The 9,698-nt window shown below is 52.5% G+C and carries 9 protein-coding genes and 1 tRNA gene; 9 read left to right on the forward strand and 1 reads right to left on the reverse strand.

From position 1 onward, the window contains the following. The first annotated feature begins 12 nt into the window (after positions 1–12). The 7 genes from ccoO (at position 13) to ccoS (ending at position 6,295) form a co-directional block, all read left to right on the forward strand. Positions 13–738 carry a cytochrome-c oxidase, cbb3-type subunit II gene (gene ccoO, locus ACPGUT_RS07480; protein WP_423989955.1) on the forward strand — a complete coding sequence of 242 codons (726 nt, stop codon included), beginning with the start codon at positions 13–15 and terminating at the stop codon, positions 736–738. Positions 739–750: 12 nt separating this feature from the next. Beyond that, positions 751–942, forward strand: coding sequence for a cbb3-type cytochrome c oxidase subunit 3 (locus ACPGUT_RS07485; protein ID WP_423989957.1), 192 nt, complete (start codon positions 751–753; stop codon positions 940–942). Then, positions 942–1,808 carry a cytochrome-c oxidase, cbb3-type subunit III gene (ccoP, locus tag ACPGUT_RS07490; RefSeq protein WP_423989959.1) on the forward strand — a complete coding sequence of 289 codons (867 nt, stop codon included), beginning with the start codon at positions 942–944 and terminating at the stop codon, positions 1,806–1,808. Before ACPGUT_RS07485 ends, ccoP begins: the two co-directional genes overlap by 1 nt. A 188-nt stretch (positions 1,809–1,996) precedes the next feature. Beyond that, entirely contained in the window at positions 1,997–3,424 is a 1,428-nt protein-coding gene (gene ccoG / locus ACPGUT_RS07495) for a cytochrome c oxidase accessory protein CcoG (protein ID WP_423989961.1), read from the forward strand. Between the two features lie 18 nt (positions 3,425–3,442). Then, entirely contained in the window at positions 3,443–3,940 is a 498-nt protein-coding gene (locus ACPGUT_RS07500; RefSeq protein ID WP_423989963.1) for a FixH family protein, read from the forward strand. Further along, positions 3,933–6,140 carry a heavy metal translocating P-type ATPase gene (locus ACPGUT_RS07505; RefSeq protein ID WP_423989965.1) on the forward strand — a complete coding sequence of 736 codons (2,208 nt, stop codon included), beginning with the start codon at positions 3,933–3,935 and terminating at the stop codon, positions 6,138–6,140. The genes ACPGUT_RS07500 and ACPGUT_RS07505 overlap by 8 nt, the downstream gene beginning before the upstream one ends. Then, positions 6,137–6,295 (forward strand): cbb3-type cytochrome oxidase assembly protein CcoS, encoded by a 159-nt coding sequence (gene ccoS, locus ACPGUT_RS07510; protein WP_423989967.1) that lies wholly within the window; start codon positions 6,137–6,139, stop codon positions 6,293–6,295. Before ACPGUT_RS07505 ends, ccoS begins: the two co-directional genes overlap by 4 nt. 21 nt (positions 6,296–6,316) lie before the next feature. On the opposite strand, the gene uvrB is transcribed toward ccoS, so the two are convergent. After that, entirely contained in the window at positions 6,317–8,434 is a 2,118-nt protein-coding gene (gene uvrB / locus ACPGUT_RS07515; protein WP_423989973.1) for an excinuclease ABC subunit UvrB, read from the reverse strand. Between the two features lie 441 nt (positions 8,435–8,875). Between uvrB and ACPGUT_RS07520 the strand changes: the two genes are divergently transcribed. Both ACPGUT_RS07520 and ACPGUT_RS07525 read left to right on the forward strand, forming a co-directional pair. Further along, on the forward strand, positions 8,876–9,187 hold the full coding sequence (locus tag ACPGUT_RS07520) for an ETC complex I subunit (protein ID WP_423989969.1): 312 nt from the start codon (positions 8,876–8,878) through the stop codon (positions 9,185–9,187). 90 nt (positions 9,188–9,277) lie between these two features. Beyond that, positions 9,278–9,354, forward strand: a tRNA-Arg gene (locus ACPGUT_RS07525). The last annotated feature ends 344 nt before the right edge of the window (positions 9,355–9,698 follow it).

Raw genomic sequence — 9,698 nt, forward strand, 5'->3', positions numbered from 1 at the left:
GGAGCGCCTGATATGGGAATTCTTGATAAACACGGCGTCATTGAACGTAACGCAACTCTTCTTCTGGTGGGCAGCCTCGCGGTTGTTTCCATCGGGGGGATCGTTGAGATCGCACCTTTGTTCTGGCTGGAAAACACCATCGAGGATGTAGAAGGCATGCGCCCCTATTCCCCGCTGGAACTGGCCGGGCGTGACATCTACATCCGCGAAGGTTGTTATACCTGTCACTCGCAGATGATCCGTCCGATGCGTGATGAAGTTGAACGTTATGGTCACTATTCATTGGCTGCGGAAAGCAAATATGACCATCCGCATCAGTGGGGTTCCAAACGTACCGGACCTGATCTGGCTCGTGTTGGTGGCCGCTATTCTGATGAATGGCATGTTGATCACCTGAGTGATCCACAATCTGTGGTGCCTGAATCCATTATGCCGAAATATGCATATCTGGAGGATACGCTCCTTGATGGTGAATATATCGACGAACTTCTGGCGACACACCGTCTGGTCGGTGTCCCGTATACCGACGAGATGATCGAAAACGCCCGTGCGGACTTTAACGTGCAAGTCGATCCAGACGGTGATTGGGATGCTTTGGTTGAACGCTATCCTGGTGCACAGGTGCGTAACTTTGACCGCAAACCGGGTGTTTCTGAGATGGATGCTCTGGTGGCGTATTTGCAGATGTTGGGTACTTTGGTTGATTTCTCGACCTTTACGCCTGACGCAAGCCGGTAAGGGGGGATCAGAATGGACACCTATTCTATCCTTCGGGAATTTGCAGACAGCTGGATGCTTCTGGCGTTGTTTTGCTTCTTCATTGGTGTTGTGTTCTGGGTTATGCGCCCAGGCTCAACCCGCACCTATCGCGACACTGCCGACATCCCGTTCCGGCATGAAAATGCCCCGATCGCCGATGTTCAGCCTGAGGAGAAACGCTAATGGCTGCTAAAAAACGTAATGAGCAAACCGAAGTCGAAACCACTGGTCACGAGTGGGATGGTATTCAGGAATGGAACAACCCTCTGCCGCGCTGGTGGTTGTGGTGCCTGTACCTCTGCATCATCTGGGGTATTGGCTATATGATCGCATACCCAGCTTGGCCAATGATCAACGGCGCGACCCCGGGTTTGCTTGGGTATTCCACACGTGGTGAAGTTGCCGCTGAAATCGCACGTTTCGATGCTGCAAACGCACCGATCGAAGCCAAGCTGGAAGCGGCCGACCTGAACACGGTAGGGGACGATGCGGAACTTGCAGCGTTTGCACGCAATGCGGGTGAAGCGGTTTACGAAACTTGGTGCATTCAGTGCCACGGCGCAGGTGGTGGCGGTGCAAAAGGTTACCCGGCGCTGGTTGACAATGACTGGCTGTGGGGTGGTTCAATTGAGGACATCTACACGACTGTAAACCACGGCATCCGGAATGAAGATGATATGGATGCGCGTTTCTCTCAGATGCCTGCCTTTGGCGACTTTATGTCTGAAGAAGAAATTGCATCCCTTGTTTCACATGTGCAGATCATTTCCGGCCAGGAAGGCAATCTGGATCTCGCTGCTGCTGGTTCCGAACTTTACCTTGATAACTGTGCGTCTTGCCACGGCGATGAAGGCAAAGGTGATCGTTTCCAGGGGGCGCCGGATCTGACTGACCGTATCTGGCTGTTTGGCGGTGACGAAGCTGCGCTGACTGAAACGATCGCAAATGCCCGTTTCGGTGTGATGCCATCCTGGAGCGCACGCGGCATGTCAGAAGCTGATATCCGTGCTGTGTCTCTGTATGTTCACCAGCTGGGCGGTGGCGAATAAGCCACCGGCCAGCCGGCAAAGAATACCGGAAGTGACCGCTTCTGGTACAGGCGCTGATCCCCGTCCTGTTCGCGCGTTTCCTGGGGGTCGGCGCCACCTTTATTCAGCGTCACTTTGACAGATGTCAAAGGAAAAGGGACGCTGATTTAATATTCGTGAAGCATAACAGTTAAAGAACGGACCTATCCGTGAGTGATTCTCAGCAAGCCCCCAGCCTCTACGCTGCCCGCGAGCCCGTCTTTCCAAAACGTGTTTATGGACGTTTTCGTAACCTGAAATGGTTGATCATGGCTGTCACGTTAGGGATCTATTATCTGATTCCTTGGATTCGCTGGGACCGGGGAACTGAACTGCCGGATCAGGCTGTACTGCTAGATCTTGCCAGCCGGCGTTTCTACTTTTTCTGGATCGAAATTTGGCCTTATGAATTCTACTTCGTAGGTGGCCTTCTGATCATGGCGGGTCTTGGTCTGTTTCTTTTCACATCTGCCCTTGGGCGGGTCTGGTGCGGCTATACCTGCCCGCAGACTGTCTGGGTTGATCTGTTCATTCTGGTAGAGCGCTGGATCGAAGGTGACCGCAATGCCCGTTTGCGCCTACACCGACAGAAAAAAATGGATTTCCACAAGCTTCGTTTGCGCGTGACGAAATGGATCGTCTGGTTGCTGATCTCAGTCGCCACGGGCGGGGCTTGGGTGTTCTATTTTACCGATGCACCCACGCTGGCCGTAGATCTGATTACGTTCAACGCCCATGCAGTGGCCTATTCCACAATTCTTGTGATGACAGTGACCACGTTCATTTTCGGCGGCTTCATGCGCGAACAGGTCTGTAACTATATGTGCCCATGGCCACGTATTCAGGCCGCGATGATGGATACAGATACGCTTACCGTGGCCTATCGCCATTGGCGGGGGGAACCACGCGGTAAACTGCGTAAAGGTGAAGAAGAAGGATCAAAAGGCGATTGTATTGATTGCATGGCCTGTGTGAATGTTTGCCCAGCTGGGATTGATATCCGGGATGGCCAGCAGATGGAATGTATCACCTGTGCGCTGTGTATCGATGCCTGCGACGAAATCATGGATAAAATCGGTAAGCCACGTGGCCTGATTGGGTATATGGCGTTGAAGGATGAGGTGACTGAAACTGCAGGTAAAACCCCTGTCAGCCCTTGGAAACACATCTTCCGCCTGCGTACTATGATTTACACTGGTCTCTGGTCGTTGATCGGGGTTGGGTTGCTGTTTATGTTGTTTATCCGGTCTGATTTGGATATTTCAGTTGCCCCGGTACGCAGCCCTGTGTTCATCACCATGTCTGACGGGTCAATCCGTAATGCTTATGACATTCGACTGCGTAACAAACACGGTGAAGAACACAGCTTTGAATTGATGGCCCGGTCCGACGTCCCTATGCAGCTTGAAATTGAAGGTGCAGATTTCAGCCAGGTTTCTGTCCCTGCGGATGAATTGCGCACAATACGTGTGTATCTGACTGTGCCTGAAACCTCTCCTGCCGCAAGCAGCAAGGTCACGGATGTACGGATCTGGATCACTGACCTTGAAAATGGTGACCGCGCCCATGCGGATAGTGTATTCAATGGCCGTGAATAAGACGGGAAAGAGAAGAAGATGACCTCTCACAATCAACAATCAGGTCGCAAACTGACCGGCTGGCATGTCTTTGGCATGTTTGCCTTTGGCTTTGGGGTGATCATATCGGTGAACCTTTTCCTTGCCTATAGCGCGGTGAACACGTTTCCCGGGCTTGAGGTGAAGAATTCTTACGTCGCCAGCCAGTCTTTTGACGCCAACCGGGCCCGTCAGGAAGCTCTTGGTTGGCAGGTCGAGGGCAAGGTAGAAGAGGGGCAGCTTCTGGTGCAGATCCGTGATGTGCATGGTGCCCCGCTTGAGGTTGCCCGGGTTGATGCCCTGATTGCACGCCGTACCCATGTACGTGATGATTTTGTGCCCGACCTACAGTTCAACGGCACAGATTATGTGGCGGACATCGATCTGGCACCTGGGTCATGGCAGTTACGCCTTGTGCTACGCGCCCCTGATGGGACTGAATTCCAGCAGCGCCACGATCTATGTATTGATGATCTGGAATGTAAGGTAAATGGCTGAGGTTGCATCATATTCTGCCTGTCCCGCTTGCGCTGCCGCGCCCATGGCGGAACAGATTGCGCAAAACCGCATGGCAGGAAAGGGCAATATACTTCTGTCTTTACCATCCATTCATTGCGCGGGCTGTATTTCTGCAGTTGAACGCAAACTGGTCAGTCTGCCAGGGGTCACATCAGCACGGGTAAACCTGTCGTTGAAACGTGTGGCAATTGAGGCTGACGAAAATCAAGAAGCGGCCGATCTGGTCGAAGCCCTTGCTGGCATTGGCTATCCGGCGCATGAACTGGACAGCACGACGCTTTCTGCAGGCGCGGCGGACAAGGCTGCGCGTAAACTGTTGTTGCGACTTGGTATTTCCGGGTTTGCCCAGATGAATGTGATGCTTTTGTCTGTTGCTGTCTGGTCTGGGGCCGAAGCCGCGACCCGCGATTTATTCCACTGGATTTCTGCTGCAATTGCGTTGCCGGTCATCATCTGGGCCGGCCAACCGTTCTTTCAGAATGCCTGGACGGCCCTGCGTGCACGCCACTTGAATATGGATGTACCAATTTCACTGGCAATCCTTCTTGCTGGCGGGATGAGCCTGTTCGAAGTCATGAATGGTGGCGAAGATGCGTATTTTGACGCGGCGCTTTCGTTGACATTTTTCTTGCTTGCCGGGCGCTACCTTGATCAGCGTACGCGCCGCGCCGCGCGATCCGCCGCAGAAGAACTGACCGCGCTAGAAGTGCCCAGGGTCACCCGCGTAACGACTGAAGGTAACGTAACCACCCCCGTTGCGGATATTGTGATGGGTGATGTGATATTTGTACGCCCCGGCGCACGTATTCCAGTCGACGGGACCGTATTAAATGGCGAAAGCGAGGTCGACCGTTCCTTGCTGACCGGGGAAACCTTGCCTGTCGCAATTGCGGAAAACACCATCGTCAGCGCAGGCGAAGTAAATCTAACTGGGCCTCTTGAAATTACGGTGACGGCTGCGGGCCGTGACAGTTCTTTGTCGCGCATGGCAGATCTTGTTACGATCGCAGAAGGGGCCAAGAACCGGTATTCTTCGCTTGCTGATCGTGCGGCACAAATCTATGCGCCGGGGGTCCATTTGCTGGCTTTTCTGGCTTTTGTCGGTTGGCTCTGGGCATCAGGCGGAGATGTGCGTCTGGCGTTGAATATCGCAGTTGCCGTACTGATTATCACATGCCCCTGTGCCCTTGGTCTTGCTGTGCCAGCTGTGGTGACTGCAGCGTCCGGTAACCTATTTCGTAAAGGGCTTTTGGTCAAAAACGCCACGGCCCTTGAACGCCTCGCTGAAATCGATTGTGTTGTCTTTGATAAAACCGGAACGCTGACAGATGGGGAGGTTGTCCCGGGGGCACTTAATGCCTTGAGTGCTGATCAACAACGTCTGGCCCTTGCACTGGCTTATCATTCCGCACATCCCCTTGCGCAAGCATTGGTAAGCGCTTTGCAGGCCCATAGCGTTGTCCCAGTTGAGCTGACCCAAATCCGTGAGCTGCCGGGCAAGGGGGTAGAGGCCGAACTTGATGGCGTTCCTGTCGCCCTGGGGCGCGCCCAATGGCTTGGCGCTGATGCGGGGCAGGGGACGGCAACTTGGTTGCGTACCGCTTCTGGTGATGTCTTGGAAATCCCTTTCGAAGATCACTTGCGCCCTGATGCAGCTGACACGGTCGCAGCCTTGCAAAAGGACGGTCTGACGGTGGTTTTGTTGTCTGGTGACAATGACGCTGCAGTAGAACATGCCGCAACTGGTCTTGGGATCAGCCAGTGGCATGCACGGATGCGACCGGAAGATAAGGCACAGGCGCTGACAGAATTGGCCAATGAAGGGCACAAGGTATTGATGGTCGGAGATGGGTTGAATGATACAGTTGCGCTTGCGTCAGCCCATGTGTCTGTTTCCCCTGCTTCTGCCCTTGATGCAGCCCGTGTGGCATCTGACATCGTTTTGCTTGGTAATCGTCTTGGTGCAATCCCGGATGCGCGTGCCATCGCCCGATCCGCCCGTCGGCGTATCCTAGAAAATTTTGCAATTGCTGCGGGGTATAACGCAGTTTCGGTTCCCGTTGCCCTGCTTGGTTTTGCAAGTCCGCTTGCAGCGGCCTTGGCAATGTCAACGTCATCCATTCTAGTTTCGCTGAACGCCTTGCGGTTGCGTGGATCCGCTACGGAGGAAGACAAATGAATGTTCTTGCTTGGTTGATTCCTGTTTCCCTGTTTCTTGGCGGTCTTGGTCTTGTTGGATTTGTCTGGACCCTGCGTTCCAGCCAATATGAAGATCCAGATGGCGACAGTCAGCGTATTTTGTCTGATGACTGGGACGAAAAACCACGCCCGTAAATGGACAGGCGTGGTTCTGATTTAACGTTGCTTTCCTCTGCGTGCTCTGGTTCCTGCTTTGCCAGCATTTGAGCGACCACCCGCGTTGTGCGCATCTTCAACTGCGGCGTCGATTGCACTTTGGCGGGCCAGGGGATTACCAGACACGGCCAAATCCACAGCTTCCAGACGTTTGACTTCATCACGTAGGCGGGCGGCTTCTTCAAACTCGAGGTTTTCAGCGGCTTTGCGCATCTCGTCACGCAACCCATTCAGATGGGCTTCGAGGTTTGCACCATGCAGCGGCTTATCAATGGTTGCGGTCACCCGGTTCATGTCCACATCGCCGTCATACAACCCGGCAAGAACGTCTTCGACATTTTTCTTGACCGTGGTTGGCGTGATGCCATGTTCTTCATTGTAAGCCATCTGCCGTTCGCGGCGGCGATCTGTTTCATCCATCGCGCGCTGCATAGAGCCGGTGATTTTATCTGCGTACATGATAACGCGGCCTTCGGCGTTGCGGGCAGCACGGCCAATCGTCTGAATAAGCGAAGTTTCAGATCGCAGGAACCCTTCTTTGTCGGCATCAAGAATTGCGACCAGGCCGCATTCTGGAATATCCAACCCCTCACGCAGAAGGTTGATCCCCACCAGGACATCAAATGCCCCCAAGCGCAGGTCTCTGAGGATTTCGATCCGTTCCAATGTATCAATATCACTGTGCATATAACGCACTTTGACACCCTGTTCATGCAGGTATTCTGTGAGATCTTCAGACATGCGTTTTGTCAGAGTGGTGACAAGCGTGCGGAAGCCCCCTGCAACCATTTTGCGCACCTCATCCAAGAGATCATCGACCTGGGTTTCGACAGGGCGAATTTCGATGAGGGGATCCAGCAGACCTGTGGGGCGGATCACCTGTTCAACAAAGATGCCACCCGTTTGTTCCATTTCCCAGCTTGCAGGGGTGGCAGAGACAAAGACAGATTGCGATCGCATCGCATCCCATTCTTCAAATTTCAGAGGGCGGTTGTCCAAGCAGGAAGGCAGGCGGAAACCATGTTCGGAAAGCGTAAATTTACGACGGTAATCTCCTCGATACATGCCGCCGATCTGCGGAACAGAAACATGGCTTTCATCGGCAAAGACGATTGCATTGTCAGGGATATATTCAAACAGGGTGGGGGGTGGTTCACCCGGATTTCGCCCTGTCAGATAACGGGAATAATTTTCGATCCCGTTGCAATATCCCTGTGCTTCGATCATCTCGAGATCAAATTTTACACGTTGTTCAAGTCTCTGGTGTTCCAGAAGTTTGCCTTCGGCTTCGAACTGGGCAAGACGTACGGCAAGTTCTTCCTTAATGGATTTTACCGCCTGCAATAGGGTCGGGCGCGGGGTCACATAATGCGAATTCGCATAGACCCGGACTTGTTCCAGCTCTGCAGATTTCGCACCGGTCAAAGTGTCAAATTCAGTGATGGCTTCCAGTTCGTCGCCAAAGAAAGACAGACGCCAACCCCGGTCTTCAAGATGGCTTGGCCAGATTTCCAGACTGTCCCCACGGACACGAAATGTCCCACGCGAAAACGCATTGTCATTGCGTTTATATTGCTGTTCGATCAGCCCGGACATAATCCCACGTTGATCATATTCGTTGCCCGCAATCAGGTCCTGGGTCATTGCAGTATAGGTTTCAGAAGAACCAATGCCATAGATGCAGCTGACTGAGGCCACGATAATTACATCATCTCGTTCCAGCAAAGACCGCGTGGCCGCATGGCGCATCCGGTCGATCTGTTCGTTGATCTGGCTTTCTTTTTCAATGAAGGTGTCGGACCGTGGTACATAAGCCTCCGGTTGATAGTAATCGTAGAAACTAACGAAATATTCGACCGAGTTTTCCGGAAAGAACCCCTTCATTTCCCCATAGAGCTGTGCCGCGAGGGTTTTATTCGGCGCAAGGATAATGGCAGGTCGTTGGGTTTCTTCAATGACCTTTGCCATAGTGAAGGTTTTCCCAGTACCAGTTGCCCCCAGCAGCACCTGATCACGTTCACCTTCATTGATCGCAGTGCTGATATCACGAATGGCATTGGGCTGATCGCCAGCCGGAGAAAAATCGGAATGCATAACAAATCGTTTGCCACCCTCCATTTTCGTTAGCTTGCTGCGCCCGGCGCCTTTGGTCAGGCCTGTCGTCGGATCGATTTGAATGTCACTGCTTGTCACGGGTGATTCCTTTGTCTGTGATATTTTTGTCCTCTTTTTGTTCTTCTGCAAGGGGAAGTAGCCTGTTTGATGGGGCAAGGCCGAAATTGGTTAAGAAAGCGTTGCACGATTAACGATTAAAGTGGAAAATAAATGCAACTTAAGGTAATTTTAGGGGTTGCGACCGCAACCAAACATAGCCTAGATTACAGGGGCAAGCAGCAGAAACGGTTGCTAGATCGGGTGAACCACCCACCCACCCCTCACTCCCCATCCGATCTGGCAACCAATCCGCGCAAGCATCTCTCTTGAAATAGCTTTACCCTCTTGCACCACTATCAGGTTTGACGCTATTTCTTGTGTAAGCAACCAATCTGAGGAAACCCCATGCGCGCCCGTCTCTTTAAGCCTGCCCGCAATGCTATGCAGTCCGGTACAGCGAAAACCCGGAACTGGGTTTTAGAATTCGCCCCTGTGAATGCGCGTGAAGTAGACCCTTTGATGGGCTGGACTTCTTCCGATGACACCCAAAGCCAGGTGCGCATGACATTTGACAGTAAAGACGCTGCCTTAGATTATGCCAAGGATAACGGAATTGACGTGACGGTTCAGCAGCCTAACGCACGGAAGCCAATTGTTCGTCCAAATGGTTACGGTGAGAATTTTGCCACTGACCGTCGGCAGGTATGGACACATTGATTTTCGGATATTTCCGGAAATCCCCGGATTTTTCGCTTTCACTGTCCGTAAAATTTCGCGATACAGTGACTGACCTACGGGTCAAACGGCGGTCCCGTAGCTCAACTGGATAGAGCATCTGCCTTCTAAGCAGAGGGTTCGGGGTTCGAGTCCTCGCGGGATCGCCAGTTAAAGTTTTTTGCCAAAAAAAGCAGAAGTCTGCGCGAAAGAAAGCAATAGTCTGCGCAAACTGGTCTTTTGTTATCTTGAAAATAGCGTTTCATCCTGTTTTTTCATTTTAAAAACAACACCATAACCTGATTTCACTTTAAGCTTCAGCTTTCTTCCTACGCTGACATATCACCCCGATTTGACAGATGGCTCTTGTTGCTCTCTTTGTCACGGCACAGGTTCCGGAACCTTTCATACTCATCAGCCGACCCCATCAGGGTCGTGGCCATGCGCCGGATAGGCTTGCCTGGCTTTGAAAGGATTCTGTTTTGACTCGTTCCACCACTCTGATCCCCGTCAG

Origin of the sequence: Halocynthiibacter sp., from assembly GCF_049608145.1 — a bacterium.
Classification (GTDB): domain Bacteria; phylum Pseudomonadota; class Alphaproteobacteria; order Rhodobacterales; family Rhodobacteraceae; genus Halocynthiibacter.